The following is a 19277-nucleotide window of genomic DNA, read 5'->3' on the forward strand; positions in this document are numbered from 1 at the left end:
AGGAGCCTGAACATGGATTCCACAGCGCCCACTGTCGACATCACCGCCGAGCCACGAGCCTTGAAGCGCGCCCTTGGCGAGTACCGCACGCCGCGCCTGGCGCGCAGCATCGGCGAACTCCTGGCCACGGTGATCCCCCTGGCCACCCTCTGGCTACTGATCTGGGGCACCCTGAGCGCCGGCTACTGGGCTGGCCTGTTGTTCACCGTGCCCGCGGCGGGGTTTCTCGTGCGCTTGTTCATGATCCAGCACGACTGCAGCCACGGGTCGTTCTTTCGTTCCCGTCGTGCCAATGACTGGCTAGGCCGAGCCATCGGCGTCTTGACCCTGACGCCCCACGATCTCTGGCGACACAGCCATGCCCTACATCACGCCAGCTCAGGCAATCTCGATCGCCCACGTGTCGGCAGCATCGATACCCTGACCGTGCGCGAATTCCGGAACTTGCCGCGAGCGCGGCAACGCCTCTATCGCCTGTACCGGCACCCACTGGTGCTGTTCGGTATCGGCCCGACGTACCTGTTCCTCCTCGACCATCGCCTGCCGGTGGGTTTCATGCGCGCGGGCTGGATGCCCTGGCTGAGCACCATGGGCACCAACGCGGCCATCGCGCTGCTCGTCACCACCATGATCTGGCTGGTCGGCTTGGTCCCCTTTCTGCTCGTGCAACTCCCCATCACGCTTCTCGCCTCCTCGATCGGCGTCTGGCTGTTCTATGTCCAACACCAGTTCGAGGACACCCTGTGGGAGCACGACGAGGAGTGGACGTTCCACGAAACGGCACTGCACGGCAGTTCCCACTATGACCTGCCCGCCCCCCTGCGCTGGTTCACCGCCAATATCGGGATCCACCATGTCCACCATCTGTGCAGCCGCATCCCCTCCTACCGGCTGCCCGAAGTGCTGCGCGACCATCCCGAGCTCCACCATATCGGCCACCTCAACCTGCGGCAGAGCCTTGCATCGGTGCGGCTCGTGCTCTGGGACGAGGAGCAGCGTTGCATGGTCTCCTTTGCCGAGGCACAGCGCGTCGAGAAGGTTGGTGTCGAAGGCGCCGCTGTGGCGCACCTGTAGCACGGCCCTGGCATCGCGGGGGCGGACCGCGTCAAGGCCGCCACCCTCCTGAGGCCCGCAGATGGCGATATCCGAGAGAGTGCTCAACTTTTCCATTGAGCTTGGCGCCTGATTTCGGTCAGGATGGCATCAGGAAACGTCGTCAAGGACGAGCGCGCAACGGCATACCGTTGGAGGAGCCTTATGCAACCGCTGAGCTATTACTACTACAACGTACTGGAAGGCCTCGAGAAGCCGAGCGATGTGCCAACGAGCCACCTGCAGGAGGGCTTTGACATCCTGTATCGCCATGGCGGACGCATCGAGATCGACCTGATGCGCAAGGCCGAGGACGGTAATGCTCAGGGCGAGCCCTACCACTGGTACGAAGAGCTGGACGACGAACAGCGGGCGAAACTGCACAAGGCCCTGGAAGGCAGCGACCCGGCGAAGATCCTCAAGGTCATGCAGCGCAATGGCTATGCCGGCGTGCTCTACCACCATGCCTGGGAGCACTTCCGCAATGGGGCGGGCGCCGACTAGGGTGCCATTGCCACATCTCCAGGGGCCCGCGAGCGATCGCGGGCCCCTTGTCTTGCCTGGCCGGACACGGCCTGTTGTCGGAAACCGCCTAAGGCTTGGCCATCAGGTCCGCTCGCCAGCCCCGCCAGAAGGTCACCCCCTGCAGCACGGCCAGAACCGCCTCGTAAAGCGCCGGCAGCCACAACAGCCCCGAGGCAAACAGGAAAAACAGGGCGAAGAGCCCGCGGAACAAGATCGACAGCAGCGCTACCAGGCGGTTATGCAGCGGCGCCAGGGCGGCCGGCAGGTAGAGCAGCCCCATCGCCAGCATGGCCAGACCCGCGTAACGGGGCCAGGTCAGGGGCGCTGCCAGGTCGGCCCTGATGATCTCGAGTAAACTGGCGGGCCACCACCACAGCCATAGGCCGATCAGCACGTTGAGGGCAATGCCCACCTGCATCACCCGCCGATAGGTCCGGAAGGAATCCTGTGAAGTCTGCATGTCGGTACTCCCTGGGGCCAGATGCGTCAGCGCTGAACGTCAGCGTCAGAAGATCAATACTCAGAAGGTCAACAAGTAGTCGAGCAGCACCGCTCGCTCTTCCGCTGTCAGCGCGGTGCCATACGCATGCCCCTGGTTGCCGTTGCCGCGCAGGCGGGTGTCGAAGCAGAAGCCCTCGTCCAGGGGCTCCCCCGGGAGACAATCGGGGGCCACGAAACCGCCCTTGTCACCGTCCAGCACGTCCAGGCCACGCACGAAGGTAACGGGGCGCTCTTCCGGCGGCAGCAGCAGGTCCTGCAGCGTCGGTACCGAGCCATTGTGCAGGTAAGGGGCACGCAGCCAGAGTCCGTCGAGGGGCTGGCTGGCGTAGCCGTCGGTCTTGCGGAAGTGGCGGAAGCGGTAGCGCTCGTCATCGGCGAACAGGGTGAGCTGATAGCGGCGCAGTGTCTCGGTGTAGCTGTCCAGGCGCGCCGGGTCGGCTTCGAGCATGGCATTGGGCACCACCTCGCCGAGTCGCTCGCCCTCGAAGACGTAGCGCTCGCCCTCCTGGTAGCCGTGACAATCCGCGCAGTGGCGCATGTAGAGCGCCTTGCCAGCCGCCACGTCGTCGGCCTCGGGGTCGTGGGGGCTCGGCGGCGGCTCGAGGTCGAGCACCCAGTCGGCGACGCGCTCGATGGCGGCGTGGTCGACGCTCTCCTCGGTGACCCCGGCGCCCAGGGCGGCGCTCAGGTTGCGCTCCTGCAGCGAGGCGTTGTTGCCGTCCCAGTGCAGATCCATGCCCTGGCGAGGGCGCTGGAGGAAGATCGACGGAAAGTCCGCGGTGCCGATCCGCTCGTCCTCCGCCAGGTCGGCGAGGGTCATGTCGAACTGGATCAGCTTGTAGGGATTGAAGGTGTCGACCCGCCCCGGCCCCCAGGCCGGCTGCTCCGCCAGCAGCGGCGCGAGTCGCGCCCGGGTCTCCAGCAGCCCCTCGCGCACCCGCGGTAATACTGCGTACCGCCACACCAGGCGCTCGACCCAGCCCAGCTCCTGGCCCTGCTCCTCCATGGCGGCGAGCACACTGTCCGGCGCCAGCCGCGGGTCAGCGGCGACCTCCAGCAGGAAGGCGATGAAGCCGTTGAGGTCCAGATTGTTGGAGGGCATGCCCGAGATCAGCCGCGGCTCGGCGTCGGCGGACTCGCGCACCGTGCCGGTATGGCATGCCGCACAGTTGAGCCACCCCAATTCCACGCCGCGCACCTCGCGGGTGCCCACGCCAATGGGCAGATCACCCGTCTCGAGGCTGTCACCCGGGGCGTAGAGGAAGCCGAAGGCCGCGTAGCCCGCCTCGCCGCCGCCCTGATTGCCGAAGTGCTCGGGGAAGAGCTCAGGCAGTACCCGCCACAGCCGCACCGGCAGCCCGCTCTCCGGCTCGCTACCGATGGAGCCATGGCGGAAGTGCGCCTCGGGATCGGCGTAGTGACGCACCGACTCGCCGCTGTAGCGCCACAGGCTGGGCACGCCGATCGCCAGCACCAGCGCGCCGGCTACCACCACGGCCAGCGCCAGCAGGGTCAACGGCAGGCGCCGCCGACGGCGACGGCGAGACTCGTGCTGCACGGCGGTGACGGGGGGCTCCTGGCGTCTCATGGTGGCCTCACGGGGTATGCGCTTGCGTTTCTCGAGACGACGGTACCGGCGGCAACTGCAGCTCGGGCCGGGTCTCGTAGATGGCCATCAGGGTCTCGAGCATGCGCTCGTGGTCACCGCCGAAGCGCTCGAGCTCATAACAGCCCAGGGGATTCTTGGGCGCATTGAGCAGGCACTTGTTGCAGAAGGTGCAGGGGTTCTCCGGCGCGTCGTGGCCGGCCTGCCACTGGCGAGGCATGTCAGGGTTGGCGATCAGCGCCCGGGCGCTGGAGACCGCATCGCAGGCACCCGAAGTGATGGCCTCGCGCACCAGGGAAGCGCGCTGGTAACCACCGGTGCTGATCACCGGGATGTTCACCGCCGCGCGGATGGCACGCGCCTCGTCCAGGCCGATGCCCTCCACCTCGCGCCCACGCCGGTGGCGGAACCACAGCCAGCGGAAAATCCAGCGCAGTGCCGGATAGCGGAACAGCAGGTAGTTGCGGAAGGTGTCGACCCCGGCGGAAAGCATGGCGTCGTAGGTGCTGACGATGGTCTCGAAGGGGAAGTCACCGGGCGGGTTCAAGGGATGGGGAAAGAGGCTACCCAGCGAGACATGCAGGGCGTCGGCGCCGGCGGTCTCGGCCCAGCGACACACCTGCACCGTGTCCGCCAGGCTGTTGCCCTTGCCCTCCCAGGGCAGCACGTCGTTATGGTCCACGGCGCTGATCTTCACCTGCAGGTGGAAGTCCGGTCCCACCCGGTCGCGGATCGCCTCGATCACCTCCAGCAGGAAGCGCGCCCGGTTCATCAGCGAGCCGCCGTAGCGATCACCGCGGTCGTTGATCGCCGAGCTCAGGAACTGGGTGAAGAGATAGCCGTTGGCGGCGTGCAGCTCCACACCGTCGAGCCCCGCCTCCCGGGCGCGCCAGGCGCCGCGGGCGAAGGCCTCGACGGTGCGCTCGACCTCGTGGCCGCTCATCGCGCGACACAGGAAGCCGTGCAGCGATTCCTTGTGGCCGGTGGCGCTGGGCGCCCGCCGATGCTGGTTGTGCACCCCGGGCATATCCATCTGCCGGCCGGAGTGGCTGAGCTGCAGGATGTACTTGCAGTCGAAGCGATGCACCGCCTCGCCGAGGCGCTCCCAGAGGGGGATGAAATCATCACGGTGGATGGTGGCGTAGCCGGCGACGATGCGCCCCTCCATCTGTACCGGCACGAAGGAGGAAAGAATCGCCCCCACGCCGCCGCGAGCGAAGCGGCACTCCCAGTTGATGCGAGTCTGGGTCAGGCTGCCGTCCTCGTTGTCGAAGCGCCCGGAGATGTTCGAACGCAGCAGGCGGTTCTTGATCTCGATGTTGCGCCACTTGAGTGGCGTGAAGATCACGTCCTCGCTCATGCGCCTCGTCCTCCTTGCCGCACTGCCATGGCCTGCTCCCAGACTGCCGCCAGCAGCGCCAGGATGAAGTCCTGGGCCGGGCAGCGCGCCCAGCTCTGACGCATGAAGGCCAGATCGCGATCACCGCTGCCGCGGGCGGCATCCGCCAGGCGCAGCACCACCAGGTCGTCGGGTTCCAGCCGGCGCGGGGCGCAGGGCGTCGACAACGGCCTCCTCACCCGGCGCAGTAACGTCTCCGGCGCCGAGAGCGTGCGGCCCATTACCGCTGGCAGTGTGAGCCCGTGGGCCTGGGGCGAGGCAGCCAGCTCGCGCATCGCCGCCAGCGACGCCACGAGGTTGTGCACGGCGATGCCGGTGGCATGCAACGCCAGCGGCTCGCTCCGGGCGCGCTCGGCCAGCAATCGCCGGGCACGCCCCAGGCGCCCGGTGAAGCGTTGGCCCAGGGCTCGCAATACGTTGATGCGCGGATAGGCATTGAGCAGTTGGGCCGCCGCATAGCTTTCCTGATCGGCGTAGTAATCGTCGTGGAACAGCCGCCCCAGCAATCCCTGGGCAGCGGGGCCCAGCGCCTCGGCCTCGGCCTGACCGGCTACCGCTTCCACCAGAGTCTTGAAGGCCGGATCCTGGCGCCAGGCCGCAGCCTCGGCGCGCTCATCGAGGCGACGGCCCAGCTCGGCGTGGCGCGATTCGCGGCCCTCTGCCTCGCGGGCCAGCAGGGCAGGCAGCGGCTCGCTGTCGAACACGAACGCCTGGCGCAGACGAGCCAGACGCAGGCGATTGATCAGCCCGCCGGCAGGCGCCAGATGGCGATCGATATTCGGCTCGGCATCCAGCTGGCGGATCTCCCGGGCATCGCTCACCTCCAGCAGGTTGACGAGACCGGGAATGTTCAGGCGCCTGGCCATGGTGCCTCCCTATTCACGCGGTCTGGTTTCACGAGACCTGGTTTCTCGAGACCAGGGGAAGAAGACGTTGCGCACCCCCTCCATACGCGGCACCAGCTCGGGAAAGTGGCGGCCGATCACCGTGCGCAGACCGTTGTCGTCGATCCACTGCATGCCCGCCCGCGTATACACCTCGGGGGTGTAATCGTCGGTGAAGAAGCGGTCGCTCTTGAGGCGCCGCGAGGCCATCAATATAAAGATGCGAAAGGCGGTATCGCTGAAGGCGAAGCCGGGCGGCGGCGTCTCGGCAAGGCAGCCGGTGAGCAGGTCGACCTGCTCCACGTCGCCGTAGACCGCCTCCAGCTCGCGCTGCCAGTCGGGATTGTCGGTGAGCTCGGCGAAGCTCGCCGGGGCCGGCATGTCGATCAGCCGGCGGAATCGACAGTAGCGCGGCACGCCACGCTCCCGGTCGCGCAGTACGTCGATGGAGGCCAGATCGATGGTGCGCTCATGAGGCGCCTGCTTGGCATGCTGCTGCAGGTGACTCGGGAAATTGTGCAGCACCAGCGCCCCGGGGTGACTGGTGCCCAGCGAATAGAGCGCGTCGGCAAGCGACACCTCGTCGTAGAGCGAGTGGGTCTGTGAGCCGGCCACCTCGGTCAGGCCACACGCCTTGAGCGGAGTGTCATCGGCCAGGCGACGGAAGTCGAAGTCGTCGGGCACCAGCGGATGCATGCGGTAGACGGCGCTGAACTCCTCGGTGATGGCATAGGGCGCCGCGTGGTGATCCACCGGCGAGCCGACGATGCCGCTGAAGAGTTCGCTGTCGCTGACCCGGCCCCGGCTGCGGTAGAAGTGCTCGTCGAGAATGCCCCACCAGTTGGCACGCATGCCCAGGCGCAGCTCCGGGGTATCGAGCAGGGCCGGCGTCCACTCCACGGTATGGATCTTGGCGATCAGGGCCGTGTTGATCAGGCGCGCCTTCTGGAACAGCCATTCCCCGTCACGATCCGGGTGCTCGATGCGCAGCCGATCGACGATGGCGTTGTGTTCCCGGGCGAAGAGGGTGTGCATCAACGACAATCCCACCCACCAGTTGCCGTTGACCCCCGCCAGTTCGATGCCGTGCTCGTCTCGGGGCAGGTGGCCGTCGGGGCGCAGGTAGAGCTTGCCGTCGGGGAGCAGCTCGCCGCTCTCCGGGTCGCTGCGCACGAGGCGCTGGCGCTTGAGGCTGCTGCCATAGATCTGCGAGCCATCCCACCACTGGGTCTCGGTGTTGAGGAAGGTCTCGGGGAAGCCCTCGTCGGCGGGACCGCGCGTCGAGTCGCGGCGTGAGCGCAGCACCGTCATGCGCTCCCACGGCCAGTCGTCGCCCTCGTCGAGGGGAATCTCGTAGGGCGTCGCCTCGGTATCATTACTGCCATGACTGAACCAGTCGTGGACCATGAACTGCAGCCAGGCGGGCACCAGGACATTCAGCGTAGTGGCCGGGGTGAAGGTCTCGCGGGTCATCAGCCGGCGGCTCACCACCCGCGGGCTCGGCGTCATCAACGCCTCGCCGGTCTCGGGGAACGTCTCGGCAATGGGCACGTTGCGCCCGAAGCGGGTATAGGCCTGGCCCATGCAGGGGGCCGCCAGGTCGTTGTAGCTGCCGTCGGCGGTACGACAGCCGCGCACGTCGAAATCGCCCTTGTCGGGGTCGGGCGGGCGCTTGCGCTCGGTGTCGAAGAGATTGTGCCAGCGCAGGTTCCCGCGCAGGGCAACGAGGTTCACCACGGCGATGAGGAAGGGAAACTGATACCACTGGCGGCGCCGGTTGATGCGCCGAAAGAGCCGACCGAGCAGACCGCTGCCGCGTTGACCGAACATGAAGCTCCTCCCTGGTCTCGATGCCAAAGGAACCGGCGCGCTGTGGCCCACCATCCATGGCCGACGCGAAGAATGAAGACTTCACTTCCCTTGAGGATGAACGTGACCATAGTGCACTTGACAACTAACCTTTAGCACAGGGTCTCACCTCCCTCCAGAACAGAACTTCACTGCCCGCAAGGAGAAGTTTCCAGGAGGTGTCTCCGGATTCGCTACGCACGATGTCCTGCCCCGCTTCCCGGGGACAAGGAGGGCACTTGACCAAGGCTGACTACGCAACGGGATTCCGCCTGATGGTGCTGCTGGGCGTGGTAGCCAACTTGGCCCTGGCGATACCCGCGGTGTTCGTCCCCAATGCGGTGATCACGCTGGTAGGCGGGGCACCGGTAGCCGAGACGGTGTGGCCCGCCTTCGCCGGCTGGCTGCTGATCCTGCTCAGCCTGTTCTACCTGCCGGCCGCCCTGGACCCCGGGCGATATCGGATAATCGCCGTGCTGACGGTGCTGGCGCGTTTCGCCGGGGTCGTATTCTTCACGCTGCTGTATCCGCAGTTCCTGCTGCTTGCCCTGTTCGACCTGTTCTTCGGCGTCACCCAGGGCGCGCTGCTGCTGGCGCTCGGCCGACGCTGAGCGGTGTCTTCGGCTCATTCGGGAGGAAGCGGTCATGGTTCACAAGGATTATACCCACGCCAAGTCTCGTCGCTGGCTCGCCTGGCTGGCCCTGCTGCTGATACTGGGCGCCGCGGTGGCGGCGATCGGCTGGTACAAGCTGTTCCGCGAGGAGCCCCAGCAGTTCGATAGCATTGAGGCCTTCTACCTGTATGGCTCCATTGGCACCGAGCCGGAGGAAGGCCTGCCCTACTGGGTGTGGCGCGTGCTGCCGGGCCTCTTCCCGCAGCACCTGCCGGGCGATGGGGAAGACGCGAGCTACGCCGCCCTGGGCGTGGCCTGGGAAGAAGGCCAACCCACCCCGGTGGGCTTCTCGCTGAAGACCATCGGCTTCCCGCGCATCGGCATCAATTGCGCGGCTTGCCATACGGCCACCTACCGCATGGCGCCGGACGACGAGCGCCGGATCGTGCCCGCCGGGCCCCATCAGACCTTCGACCCCCAGGCCTACCTGCGCTTCCTGGGCGACGCCGCCGCAGACCCGGACTTCACCGCCGAGAATCTGCTGGGGGCCATTGGCGAGGAGACCGAGCTCTCCTGGCTCGACCGCCTGCTCTACCGCTTCCTGATCATCCCGCGCACCCGCGACGGGCTGCTGGAGCAGGCCGAGCGCTTCACCTGGACCGAAGACCGACCCCGCTGGGGACCGGGGCGCATCGATCCCTTCAACCCGGTGAAGTTCCACCCCGACCTGCTGGCCCTGGACCCCGCCGAGGATGACACCATCGGCAATTCCGACATCATGCCGCTCTGGGCGATGAACGAGCAGGAGGGCTACGCCCTGCACTGGGACGGGCTCAACGACTCGCTCACCGAGGTGGTACTGAGCGGCGCCATCGGCGATGGCGCCCGCCCGGACTCCCTGCCGGTGGAAGCGTTGGGCGAACTGGAAGCCTACCTGCGCGAGTTGGCGCCGCCGTCCTACCCCTTCAGTTCTTTGGACCAGCAGGTGGTCGGACGCGGCGAGGTGCTGTTCGAGGAGACCTGCGCCAACTGCCACGGCCCCGAGGGGGCACGCACCGGCACGGTGATCCCGCAGCCTGAAGTGGGCACCGACAGCCACCGCCTGGCGATGTGGACCGCGGAGGCCGCCGAGCGCTACAACGCCTATGCCGAGGACTACCCCTGGGACTTCGACGCCTTCGTCAAGACCGATGGCTACGTGGCCAAGCCGCTGACCGGCATCTGGCTGCGCGCGCCCTACCTGCACAACGGCTCGGTACCCACCGTGGAGGACCTGCTGCGCCCTGCCGAGGAGCGCCCCGAGGTGTTCCATCGCGGTTACGATGTCTATCACCCCGAGCGCCTGGGCTTCATCCACGAGGGCGAGGACGCCGAGCGACACGGCTTCCGCTTCGACACCCGCGAACCCGGCAACAGCAACGCCGGCCACGAGTACGGCACCGAGCTGCCGGCGGAAGACCGTGAAGCGCTGGTCGAGTACCTCAAGACCCTCTAATCGAGCACGATCAGGCTAGGCGAATCAGGCGGAGCCGACGGCGGTTCCGACGGTGCCGCCTTTGCCGCTACACTGCGGGCAGAATCCACTCTGGCCCCAGATTGGCCAAACCCCGAGGCGTCCGTGAGCGAGCCCCCCTCTTCCTGCATTGCCATCGTCGACGACGACCAGGCGCTTCGCGACTCGCTGACCTGGCTGCTCGGCTCCGTGGGCCTGACCACCTGCGCCTATGCCGATGGCGAAGCCTTCCTCGCCGCCGATGCCAGCGGCCATGACGCCATCCTGCTCGAAGTGCGCATGCCGGGGCTCTCCGGCCTGCAGGTGCAGCAGCGGTTGATCGAGCGCGGCGACGAGACGCCGGTGATCTTCATGACCGGCCACGGCAACGTGCCCATGGCCGTCTCGGCGTTGAAGAGCGGCGCCTTCGATTTCATCGAGAAGCCCTTCAACCCTCAGCAGCTCATCGACTCCGTCCAGCAGGCGCTCACCGAGCACCAGCGCCGCCGGCAGGCCAAGCAGCGCCTGGGCGAACTGCAGGCCCGCTACGCGGCCCTGCGCCCCAAGGAGCAGCGGATCCTGGTCCATGTCGCCGAGGGGATGACCAGCCGCCAGATCGCCGAGCACCTGGACATCAGCGCCAAGACGGTGGAGATCTACCGGCTGCGCGCCATGAAAGCCCTGGGAGCCGGAAACCTCGCCGAGCTGGTGCGGCTGTGCGTGGCACTGGGGCTGGTAGAGACGCTGCCCGATGTACCCACTCTTTCCTGAATATCGGCCCACCTCCCTGCGCCTGGCAGTGTCCTCCGAACCCTCTAGACTTCAATTGTTAGCCGCGGCTGCGACGGCCGCCACGCCGAAATCTGTCCTGGGGAGGCTACAACATGAACAAGACAGCCATTCGCACCCTACAGCACTACCTCGCCGACAGCGGTGACTACACCGGTGCCATCGATGGCCTTCGAGGCCCCAAGACGCATGCCGCCGTGGAGGCCGCCTTGAAGCGGCATGCCGACAAGCTGCCGTCGGGCAGCGACGCCTGGAGTGACCGACGTCGCGCCGTTGCCTGTCTGCAGCTTGCCTGCCGCGAGAAGCGCATCGAGGTGGGCACCATCGATGGCCTGTGGGGCCCGCAGACCGACTACGCCCATGAGGTGCTGGATACCCTGCTGGAGACCGGCAAGAAACCGCCTCTGTGGCGCGATCAGCAGCCGCTGGACGAGAACCCCAACGGCTGGTGTCGCGAGGCCGAACTCGAGCAGACGCTGGGTTCACCAAGCCGCAAGCCGCCGCTGGTGGTCGTGCCCTGCCCCTGGCCGTTGGCCCTGGCCTGGGACCCGAGCACCCGTCCCTCCGGCATCGGCTGTCACGAGCGGGTCGCCGAGAGCCTTGCGCGTGTGCTCGAACGCGTCCACGACCACTACGGGGACGAGCGGCTGCGCGAGCTGGGACTGCACCTGTACGGCGGCTGCTACAACAAGCGCCGCAAACGTGGCGGCAGCAGCTGGTCGACCCACGCCTGGGGCGTCGCCATCGACTGGGATCCGGCGAGGAACCGGCTCAAGTGGGGCCGCGATCGCGCGCGGCTGGCCAGGCCCGAGTATGAAGACTGGTGGCGCTTCTGGGAGGAGGAAGGCTGGGTCAGCCTGGGCCGCCACCGTAACTTCGACTGGATGCACGTGCAGGCGGCCAGGATCTGACGCCAGGCGCCTCAATCACGCAGGATGGTCATGCGGCGCGTCTCGTCCTCGGGGAAGACGCGCCCGCTGCGCAGGGCGGCGAACAGGTGAAGGAACACCACGCCGGGCTCGCCGAACACCTCGCCGGAACGGAAGTAGGAGTGCCCCTTGGGGTAGTCATAGCGGGTATTGACGTCGTCGCAGTCGACGGCGAAGACGTTGCGCGCCACTCGGGTCATGTCCTCCGGGCCGGAGTGACCGAGGCGCCGGGAGGCGATGCGGTTCTTCAGGTTCGAGGCCTTGCTGGCGCGCAGCGCCAGGTCATCCGAGGCGAAGTAAACGGTGACGTTGCGTGAGGCATGGACGATCAGCTCGCCGCTGTGCCCCTCCTCCAGCGACTCGTTGACGATATCGGCGGCGATCAGGAAGGTATTGCGGAACAGCATCGGCACCCCGCCCGGTAGAGAGTACTTGCGCCATACGCGCATCGTCTCGCGCAGCACCCTATTGCCCATGGAGTGGGCCAGCACGTTAATGCGCTTGAGGCATGGGGTCGGGTCCACCTCGAACTGATCGGTCTCGCGCCACTCCAGAAAGCGCTGCAGCACACGGGCGAAGGAGAAGGCACTCAGGTCCGCCGATTCCTGGTCATCCCAGTAGTCCTTGACGATGCCCATGTCGTTGTCGCAGGGCCAGACCAGGGGCACCACCAGCACCTCACCGGGCTGGCTGGCATCGCAGAGCTCCTGGAACTCCCGCGCCGCCGAGAAGACATCCGTCGGCAGGTTGGAGAAGCCATGGATGTAGATGACCACCTGGCGAACAGCGGACTCCTTCAGACGCCGCAGGAACGCCGTGCTGCCGAGTTCCTGGTACTGCCCCGCCGCGACTTCCTCGCAGTAGTAGACCGAGTTGCTGGCGGCGTTGTTCTTGAGATCGAAGTCAAAGGGTCGATTCGCCCGGGTGCGGATGCTCTGGGTGGGGAAGCGGTTGGTGATGAACAGCATGATGGCCACCTCGAGGAGTGGACGGCAGAGACGCTGCCATTTCTCTTGAAACTAGCACAGCCTCCCCGGGCGGCCAGGAGAGCCACGTCAGCCCCCGACCACCGACCATGCAGATCATCGACCCAGCATCGCCAGGTACTGCCTGAGCACCACGGCATTGTTGTGGCGAACGTCCCTGGCAGCGAAGACCAGGGTGACGGTCTCGCTGGCGGCCCGCTCGGCCAGGTCTCTCAGCGTCTCGCGATGCGCCTTGAGCTCGGCCAGGTAGCGCCGACGAAATTCCCCCCAGCCGAGTTCACCGGCATGGAAGGCCTTGCGCAGCTCGTCGCTGGGCGCTACCTCCTTGCGCCATTCGTCGATTCGCGCATCGGCCTTCGCCACCCCGCGGGGCCAGAGGCGGTCGACCAGCACCCGATAGCCATCGTCTCGACTCGGTGCCTCGAAGGCACGCTTCAGCTCGATGCTCATGGAGGACCTCCTGGCGGTGAAGACGCCCCCAGTGTAGCCAAGCTGATCGGATGGACAGTCTCCACGCTGTGCAGGGTCACGTAAGGCCGGGGGGCGTGGCCAGACAGAACCCTGTGACCGCAGGGTCGAGAGGAGGCAGATCATGAAACGCACGCATGGGTGGAGGGCCGCCGTCCTGGTGGCCAGTCTGGCCTGGTCACTGGGGGCGGCGGCCGACGGGCGCATCTTCACGCGCGACGGCCTGGCCATCGGCGGCACGGACCCGGTGGCCTACTTTACCGAGGGCCGGCCGGTGGCCGGCTCGCCCGACTATCAACTGGAGTGGCACGAGGCCACCTGGCAGTTCGCCTCGGCCGAGCATCGCGACCGCTTCGCGGCCGACCCCGAGGCCTACGCCCCGCAGTACGGTGGCTGGTGCGCCTGGGCGGCGGCCCGCGGTGACGCCGCCTCGACCGTGCCCGAGGCGTGGAAGATCGTCGACGACAAGCTCTACCTGAACTACAGCCGCTTCTTCCAGTGGCGCTGGGAGCGCGACATTCCCGGCAACATCGAGGCCGCCGATGGCCACTGGCCGGATATCTTCGAGTGACGACCTCGCCTGACGGAGCGCCATCAGGCGGCCAGCGCCGAATATGACGCTCACACCACCCCAACGAAAATGGCCCGCGAGAGATCGCGGGCCATTTTGTGTGTTGGAAGGCTCATCAACTCGTTGAGGTGGCGGGTAGCCCATGATCGTCGGCCAAGGTTTCAATATGTCGTTATTGAAGGAGCGCAGGTGTCAGCGAGGGGAAGGACAGCAATCGGCCAAAAGCAGACGTTGAAAATCTTCTAATAAGTGTAGGCGAAGCCGGAGCTTTTCAGTCCGGCAGCAGTCCTTGTTTATGTTCAACCCGCCTCATTCATCAGGGTGGCGAATGAGGGTGTTGACCCGAGGGACTGCCGGTACCGACCCACTTCAACGTCATTCGACCGCTTGGTAGTCAGTTGATCTATGCCCGATTCGACTTTCATCCAGCCTTTTCATAACTAATAGAAATCGATGCCTGCTGCCGGCGCAGCCGTGCCCGCCGACCTCCGTTGTGGCCGCTTTGCCTGCTGCGTGGATCGTGGTGACGCCGGGGGTCAGACCAGGGCCGTCAATCGAGGTAGCCCTTTCAATAAGGTGGGCCACCATTTGTCGGCGGCATCGCCGAGGTGAACCGTGATGCGCCGGGCGTGCAGCGATAACGTCGCCGCGACCTTGAGCACCTGCTCGCGCATCCGCATCAGGCTCCATCCCTGGTACGTCCGGCTCTCCAGCAAGCGCCTCAGCCCATGCAGGACCTGGTAGGCGTAGAGGCTCAGCAGCAGGCTCACCTCGTTGCGGGCCATCACGTCCTGGACGGTGGAGGCGCCACGATCTGTCGAGGAGAGGTGCACGTCGAGCGCCGACTTCACCTCACCCATGTGGGCCTCGGCGCTGCCGCGCTGGCGATAGAGCGCCAGGACCTTCTCAGACGGCCAGTCGAACTTGCCGAGGTTGGTGACCAGGAAGAAGGCATGCAGCAGCAGATCATCAGGGTGTTCCTGCACCACCAGCACCACGCGGCGTGGCGCCGGCCAGGAACCCGCCTGGTACGTCAGATCGTAGCACCACTCCCGAGATTGCTCGGGCGGGCGGCCTCGTGGCCGCCGCAGGTACGGCGCCGCCAGCGTCTGCAGGCCCGAGTGACTGCGCAGTCGACCCAGGTACTCGATGCCGCGCTCTTCCAGGGCCTCCAGCGTGTCGTTATCGGTGAACCCGGCGTCGATGCGCACTCGTACCTGGGCCCCGGTGCTTTCGTTGAGCCGCCGCACCAGGTGCGGAATCCAGGTATCGGCATTCTCGGCCGGGCCGGCGTTGCCCTCACGCAGCAGGCCACCGACCATGTCGCCGGTCTCGGCCAGCGAAGCGACCAGCGGCGAGTATATCCGTGTGCCGACATGACCATGGTAGGCCGACCCGCCCTGATGGCCGTGTACCTCGATCGGCAGGCCGTCGATATCCAGCGTCAGCTGCTCAGGGCGCTCGCCGTTCTTCAGCGAGGTCAGACGCCAAACCACCAGTCGCAGCAGGCCTTCGTGCACGGCATCGATGTTGTCGTTGTGTCCAAGGCACGTCAGCAGCCGCGACAGCGTGGCTTGAGACGGTCGGCTCTGTGCCGATGGCGTTGTCCCCCGCGCATCGCTGCAGGCCAGCTGCCAGACCGGATCGCGGCGCAGCGTGGTGGTATCACTGAGATCGATCCAGCCCATGGCCCGTTGCAGGACCACGGTACGAACTTGGCTGGCCAGTGAATGACGGACGCGTTGGGGGTCGCGACGGTCGACCAGGTTGTCCTCCAGCGCGTCGATCACGCCGCTGTTGTCGAGGGCCTCGCGGAGCAGCAGAGCACCGCTGTCGCTGGTGGTGCGCTGACCGCTCATTTCGACGCGGATGGACCCGTTGCAGGAGGGAATCCAGGTGGATAAGCTTTCACCCATGGCGAGTAGTCCTCTTGAATCGTGTTCTGGCAGGAACATCTTGATTCTACAAGAGAAACTGCTCGCCATCTTCTTTTTTATCTCAGCCCGGTGAATAAGGCGGGTTCAATGCAGTTGGTTGTTTTCTTTGACATAGAGAGCCAACGCCTTTGCCAGAAGAGTTTCTGAACCACTACCAATTAGACCTACCTTATCGCACTCGGTAGGTTGCGCCCAGGATTTCATAACCCAGACCTCAGCAATTTCCCTACCGCAATTCGCTGATCTATCCGGGCCTTCGGAGCTTGGCGGCGGGTTGTTGGCAATACAAGAAAAAGCTATTTCCTCGGCTTCACTTGGGTCGTGCGCGACAATGAAATATGTTCCACCATTGTCTGTATCACTTCTTTTGTACCGGACTGGATATACTTGCTTCATATTTCCCCTGACACATAACGCCGCCCAGCACGCACGGTTTTGGAATGGAGGCGAGACCGCAATGTAGTAAACGTCGCTGTGCCTGGCCTTGTTAATTTTTCTACCCCCTCACACCGATTGAATTGTGAGAGGGCTGAAGCTTCTCAATTAGATACTCTTCCAAACTAGGAGCTTCAAAAAACCTATCTACGCTGGCCGTGAGTAAAAAGTGAGGCTTCACACGCCAAGACGTGTCTTTCACTCTGCAAGTTCGATCGCTAGCGTACTTAAAGTAGGAGCTTAGCCGACTCCCAAGGTTCTTTGCCTTTCCAACGTAAAGAAGAACGAGATCTTCATCGAAAATAAAGTAAACACCTGGTAGACCATTGTTCGGCCAAGTGCTGGGCCAGGAGTTTTCGCCACCCCCAAGCTCCCCCTTTGGGAAGAGGTTATAAATGTCGCTAACATTCGGAGGATTAAGATCAGAATGTCGATAATTTTGGTGGTAACTCTCAATTTCTCGTTTAATCGCTTCAAGACTTTCCATAGAGATCTGATTCCGTAAAAATAAACGACGAGTTTAGTACCGGGAGGCTGCATCGCGGCCTGATGTCGGTTGGAGCGACTTGTTATGTCCCACTAATTTTATGAAGGCATGAATCAGTGGAGCCCAAGAGGCGCCTGACATTTTTGGCCGAGATGAAGGGTGTCTCAGCAGAAGGAACTTTTGACCTCCGGGAAAGACGTTAGACGAATACCCTCGATTTGAAGCAAATACTAGCTCGGAAACAGGTGCATCATCAGTCAGTGGCACATGTGCTGATGTTAAGCCAAACGCGTTCACCAAGTAAGGCCAGGCAATTTTTGAAAACACGATCACACCGCTCGGGTTCAGCTCATCGATATACGACTTGAGAGCAACGCAACCGACGCTGTAATCGTCAAGCGTCGGTCGAGCGTGTTTTGAACTCATGGGGCGTTGTATCCAGTTCACTAGCGATACCCCATGCCAAAACTTATGTTGTTCCGCTTGTCGAATTTCTTGCTCTCCTGTCACGGATCTTTGAATGAACCGCCAAAACCCTGCGTACCTTGGTTCGAAGCCACCATCCGCAACGCACTGTGTATCGCTGCTAAGATGATCTGGCTGACTAATGAAGTCTCTTTCAAAAGAGGACTCGCCCACAAGTAGAAGCCGGGTGTTTCGGAATGGGGAAGTGAAATAACTCTGCCCAACCCACGGCTCGTAAAAAGGAGTACCGTTATCAGTCATTACCAAATCCATTCATGTATATTACCATTTATTATGCATGCTCCATGACACGAATGAATGCGTCTGCAGCATTTTTCGGAACGGCCGCTTTGGGTGGTCAGCTGCCTAAGTCCTTTATCAGCATAGGCTAACTTTCCTCATTCGGCCATAAGCGGTCTTTGAGTGATCGCTCATATAGCGCCCGTGCTAACGCACAATTCTGGTGCTGTAACGCAACGGAAGAATTTTCGCTGTGCAGCCGATTGTTCATGCAAAACCACTGCTCATAGCACTTCACGACCTCTTTTGAATTTCAATCATGACGTTCCAATAATACTTAAAAATGTATCGTAGTCCTTCAGATTCTTGTGCGGCACGTTGTCATAGGTAGTAACTGTTCTCTTGTCATCCGAAAAAAACATTACCTGAAATATCAAGTTTATAGACGTCCTATCAAACTCTATACCCAAAGTGTCATAAAGAGTTTCGAATAATACAAATGGCCAGCTATTGATTGTGTATACGTAAGCACCTCCGGCTGGCAGTTTCTCGTGCTCCTGGTGAGATCCCATATAGGAAATTTCCCTGTTCTCGATCATAGCAGCCCACGAAGATCCGTTTTTAAATCTCATCTCTGACATCATAGGAACCGAACAAGTATGGTACTGGTCAAGTTTGTGAGTGAATCCATTGCGCTTGCCATATAGATACTTTAGCTTAAGGTCTTGTTCTAATTTACTATCCTCTAAGGGTTTTGGTAGTGTACTGACATAGGGACCATGCATCCCAAACTCTGCATTAAAAGAGAGTCTAATACTTCCAAGCAAGTGACTTTTTGCATTTTCTGGAAGACCTGCAACCCCCTCATAGAATGCATTTCTTACACCATATACGTCTTGATAACCTTCTAGAAGACGCATGCTTGACTCAACTACACTAAGGCCTTCCGGTATAGAGCTCACAACTTTATCTTTTCCAGTTACATGTACGAACTTTTGGCTTTTTAGCCAGCTAGCAAATGTTGTGAAACTCTGTTTCTGGCCTAACTTATCAAAGCAAGTCAACAAGAGATAAATAACTAGTGCTTCTCGTTCATGGCGAGGATGATACCACCACTTACTCCCATTAAAATTGTATCCAGCCCTCCCGGCCAAGCCGTCAGATTCTTCAAGCAACTGCTGCGCTAGGCGCAGCCTGGAAAATATAACCTCCTTTGTTGCTTCGGAAATCATGCAATCATCCTCAGTGGGTAAATTTCAGGAGGCACTAACCAATTAACAACTAAATTGCATTTGACTGCATGTCGGTTATAGTTTGACAATTGCCTAACGCCCTTCATTATCATAGACTAACATTCGTCATTCGGATATAAGCTGACGTTAAAACAATTCTGATATATTATCTAGCTTCAGCAGACACCACTAATTCAGCCAGTAGACAATCGCTACAAATTATGATTAGACGTCATCACGACCATCAACGTCGCGGTTATCTGCGATTTTATTGAGAGCGGCACCGATCGTTCGTAGTTCTTTTTCAATTTTCTGAAGAGTAGTTACATTCGGCCCTTGTAGTGCATCAACAATAGCTTGCTCAGCACTCGTACGTGTAGGCATGCTGCCTAGATGCCCAACGCTCAAGACACATCGCTCTGTCCGTCTTCTATTGAAACCAATCGGGTTTTTGAAATTGTATGAAATATCAACCTCTAACTTATCTTCAATCTTGCTTTTCAAGCCTCCATATTGGCCACCATCAAATACGAATTTCTGACCAGCAGCGATTGCAGGTAATCCTTCCTTGAGAACTTCTGAGCCATCTCCATCCGGCCTTTCGATTCCAAAGCACCGGGCGGGCAACGGCTGCGAGAAGATGACTTCTCTCGCCATACCACCACCAATGTTTTCGATTACTAAGTGATTATGCATAATTAATCGTGCGTCCCGTGCCATAGTCCCCGAGCAGGCGATGGACCTCAGCGCAGAGCCGATCAAACGAGAGATAGGCTC

The 19277-nt window shown here is 62.5% G+C and carries 19 protein-coding genes; 7 read left to right on the top strand and 12 right to left on the bottom strand.

Features of this window, described 5'->3' with window-relative positions:
* Window positions 1–12: 12 nt before the first annotated feature.
* Window positions 13–1074: a fatty acid desaturase gene (locus HALO32_RS15865; protein WP_151444865.1), complete on the top strand. Its 1062-nt coding sequence runs from the start codon at window positions 13–15 to the stop codon at window positions 1072–1074.
* 183 nt (window positions 1075–1257) lie between these two features.
* A complete protein-coding gene (locus HALO32_RS15870) occupies window positions 1258–1596 on the top strand; it encodes a hypothetical protein (protein ID WP_151444866.1) in 339 nt (112 codons plus the stop codon).
* An 88-nt stretch (window positions 1597–1684) separates the two neighbouring features.
* On the opposite strand, the gene HALO32_RS15875 is transcribed toward HALO32_RS15870, so the two are convergent.
* Genes HALO32_RS15875 through HALO32_RS15895 form a run of 5 tightly spaced genes read right to left on the bottom strand, consistent with a single transcriptional unit; the run spans window position 1685 to window position 7837 of the window.
* Window positions 1685–2077, bottom strand: coding sequence for a hypothetical protein (locus HALO32_RS15875; protein WP_151444867.1), 393 nt, complete (start codon window positions 2075–2077; stop codon window positions 1685–1687).
* Between the two features lie 60 nt (window positions 2078–2137).
* Window positions 2138–3706 carry a c-type cytochrome gene (locus HALO32_RS15880; protein ID WP_151444868.1) on the bottom strand — a complete coding sequence of 523 codons (1569 nt, stop codon included), beginning with the start codon at window positions 3704–3706 and terminating at the stop codon, window positions 2138–2140.
* Between the two features lie 7 nt (window positions 3707–3713).
* Window positions 3714–5084, bottom strand: coding sequence for an NADH:flavin oxidoreductase (locus HALO32_RS15885; protein ID WP_151444869.1), 1371 nt, complete (start codon window positions 5082–5084; stop codon window positions 3714–3716).
* The gene (locus HALO32_RS15890) at window positions 5081–5989 is read right to left on the bottom strand and encodes a hypothetical protein (protein ID WP_151444870.1); all 909 of its coding nucleotides are present in this window, start codon (window positions 5987–5989) and stop codon (window positions 5081–5083) included. Before HALO32_RS15890 ends, HALO32_RS15885 begins: the two co-directional genes overlap by 4 nt.
* A gap of 9 nt (window positions 5990–5998) precedes the next feature.
* On the bottom strand, window positions 5999–7837 hold the full coding sequence (locus HALO32_RS15895; RefSeq protein WP_151444871.1) for a peroxidase family protein: 1839 nt from the start codon (window positions 7835–7837) through the stop codon (window positions 5999–6001).
* 257 nt (window positions 7838–8094) lie between these two features.
* Here HALO32_RS15895 and HALO32_RS15900 point away from each other — a divergent pair, with 257 nt between their 5' ends.
* The 4 genes from HALO32_RS15900 (at window position 8095) to HALO32_RS15915 (ending at window position 11661) form a co-directional block, all read left to right on the top strand.
* The gene (locus HALO32_RS15900) at window positions 8095–8466 is read left to right on the top strand and encodes a hypothetical protein (protein ID WP_151444872.1); all 372 of its coding nucleotides are present in this window, start codon (window positions 8095–8097) and stop codon (window positions 8464–8466) included.
* A gap of 34 nt (window positions 8467–8500) precedes the next feature.
* Window positions 8501–9964, top strand: a complete 1464-nt coding sequence (locus HALO32_RS15905) for a c-type cytochrome (protein ID WP_151444873.1) — start codon at window positions 8501–8503, stop codon at window positions 9962–9964.
* A 123-nt stretch (window positions 9965–10087) separates the two neighbouring features.
* Window positions 10088–10732, top strand: a complete 645-nt coding sequence (locus HALO32_RS15910; protein ID WP_151444874.1) for a response regulator transcription factor — start codon at window positions 10088–10090, stop codon at window positions 10730–10732.
* Between the two features lie 113 nt (window positions 10733–10845).
* A complete protein-coding gene (locus HALO32_RS15915; protein WP_151444875.1) occupies window positions 10846–11661 on the top strand; it encodes a M15 family metallopeptidase in 816 nt (271 codons plus the stop codon).
* Between the two features lie 11 nt (window positions 11662–11672).
* Here HALO32_RS15915 and HALO32_RS15920 read toward each other — a convergent pair whose 3' ends face one another.
* Together HALO32_RS15920 and HALO32_RS15925 are read right to left on the bottom strand one after the other, a co-directional pair.
* A complete protein-coding gene (locus tag HALO32_RS15920; protein ID WP_151444876.1) occupies window positions 11673–12647 on the bottom strand; it encodes an alpha/beta hydrolase in 975 nt (324 codons plus the stop codon).
* Window positions 12648–12761: 114 nt separating this feature from the next.
* Complete coding sequence (locus tag HALO32_RS15925) at window positions 12762–13115, bottom strand: DUF488 domain-containing protein (RefSeq protein WP_151444877.1); 354 nt, start codon at window positions 13113–13115, stop codon at window positions 12762–12764.
* Window positions 13116–13257: 142 nt separating this feature from the next.
* On the opposite strand from HALO32_RS15925, the gene HALO32_RS15930 reads away from it, so the two are divergent.
* Entirely contained in the window at window positions 13258–13704 is a 447-nt protein-coding gene (locus HALO32_RS15930) for a YHS domain-containing (seleno)protein (RefSeq protein WP_151444878.1), read from the top strand.
* A gap of 536 nt (window positions 13705–14240) precedes the next feature.
* Here HALO32_RS15930 and HALO32_RS15935 read toward each other — a convergent pair.
* The 5 genes from HALO32_RS15935 to HALO32_RS15955 all read right to left on the bottom strand — a co-directional run.
* Window positions 14241–15659 carry an IS1380 family transposase gene (locus HALO32_RS15935; protein WP_151444879.1) on the bottom strand — a complete coding sequence of 473 codons (1419 nt, stop codon included), beginning with the start codon at window positions 15657–15659 and terminating at the stop codon, window positions 14241–14243.
* A gap of 66 nt (window positions 15660–15725) precedes the next feature.
* Window positions 15726–16037, bottom strand: coding sequence for a hypothetical protein (locus tag HALO32_RS15940; RefSeq protein WP_151444880.1), 312 nt, complete (start codon window positions 16035–16037; stop codon window positions 15726–15728).
* Window positions 16038–16137: 100 nt separating this feature from the next.
* On the bottom strand, window positions 16138–16563 hold the full coding sequence (locus HALO32_RS18325) for a nucleotide excision repair endonuclease (RefSeq protein ID WP_151444881.1): 426 nt from the start codon (window positions 16561–16563) through the stop codon (window positions 16138–16140).
* Between the two features lie 1022 nt (window positions 16564–17585).
* Entirely contained in the window at window positions 17586–18500 is a 915-nt protein-coding gene (locus tag HALO32_RS15950) for a hypothetical protein (protein WP_151444882.1), read from the bottom strand.
* 225 nt (window positions 18501–18725) lie between these two features.
* Window positions 18726–19277, bottom strand: a 552-nt coding sequence (locus HALO32_RS15955) for a hypothetical protein (RefSeq protein ID WP_225810098.1), incomplete at its 5' end; no start/stop codon positions are given.

The organism is Halomonas lysinitropha (genome assembly GCF_902500215.1).
GTDB lineage: Bacteria > Pseudomonadota > Gammaproteobacteria > Pseudomonadales > Halomonadaceae > Halomonas > Halomonas lysinitropha.

Excerpts from the sequence above, each read along its gene's own strand:
- HALO32_RS15940 (WP_151444880.1), bottom strand. The coding sequence starts at position 16,037 with ATGAAGCAAGTATATCCAGTCCGGTACAAAAGAAGTGATACAGACAAT.
- HALO32_RS15875 (WP_151444867.1), bottom strand. The coding sequence starts at position 2,077 with ATGCAGACTTCACAGGATTCCTTCCGGACCTATCGGCGGGTGATGCAG.
- HALO32_RS15895 (WP_151444871.1), bottom strand. The coding sequence starts at position 7,837 with ATGTTCGGTCAACGCGGCAGCGGTCTGCTCGGTCGGCTCTTTCGGCGC.
- HALO32_RS15890 (WP_151444870.1), bottom strand. The coding sequence starts at position 5,989 with ATGGCCAGGCGCCTGAACATTCCCGGTCTCGTCAACCTGCTGGAGGTG.
- HALO32_RS15885 (WP_151444869.1), bottom strand. The coding sequence starts at position 5,084 with ATGAGCGAGGACGTGATCTTCACGCCACTCAAGTGGCGCAACATCGAG.
- HALO32_RS15920 (WP_151444876.1), bottom strand. The coding sequence starts at position 12,647 with ATGCTGTTCATCACCAACCGCTTCCCCACCCAGAGCATCCGCACCCGG.
- HALO32_RS15950 (WP_151444882.1), bottom strand. The coding sequence starts at position 18,500 with ATGATTTCCGAAGCAACAAAGGAGGTTATATTTTCCAGGCTGCGCCTA.
- HALO32_RS15915 (WP_151444875.1), top strand. The coding sequence starts at position 10,846 with ATGAACAAGACAGCCATTCGCACCCTACAGCACTACCTCGCCGACAGC.
- HALO32_RS15880 (WP_151444868.1), bottom strand. The coding sequence starts at position 3,706 with ATGAGACGCCAGGAGCCCCCCGTCACCGCCGTGCAGCACGAGTCTCGC.
- HALO32_RS15925 (WP_151444877.1), bottom strand. The coding sequence starts at position 13,115 with ATGAGCATCGAGCTGAAGCGTGCCTTCGAGGCACCGAGTCGAGACGAT.
- HALO32_RS15870 (WP_151444866.1), top strand. The coding sequence starts at position 1,258 with ATGCAACCGCTGAGCTATTACTACTACAACGTACTGGAAGGCCTCGAG.
- HALO32_RS15935 (WP_151444879.1), bottom strand. The coding sequence starts at position 15,659 with ATGTTCCTGCCAGAACACGATTCAAGAGGACTACTCGCCATGGGTGAA.
- HALO32_RS15865 (WP_151444865.1), top strand. The coding sequence starts at position 13 with ATGGATTCCACAGCGCCCACTGTCGACATCACCGCCGAGCCACGAGCC.
- HALO32_RS15930 (WP_151444878.1), top strand. The coding sequence starts at position 13,258 with ATGAAACGCACGCATGGGTGGAGGGCCGCCGTCCTGGTGGCCAGTCTG.
- HALO32_RS18325 (WP_151444881.1), bottom strand. The coding sequence starts at position 16,563 with ATGGAAAGTCTTGAAGCGATTAAACGAGAAATTGAGAGTTACCACCAA.
- HALO32_RS15905 (WP_151444873.1), top strand. The coding sequence starts at position 8,501 with ATGGTTCACAAGGATTATACCCACGCCAAGTCTCGTCGCTGGCTCGCC.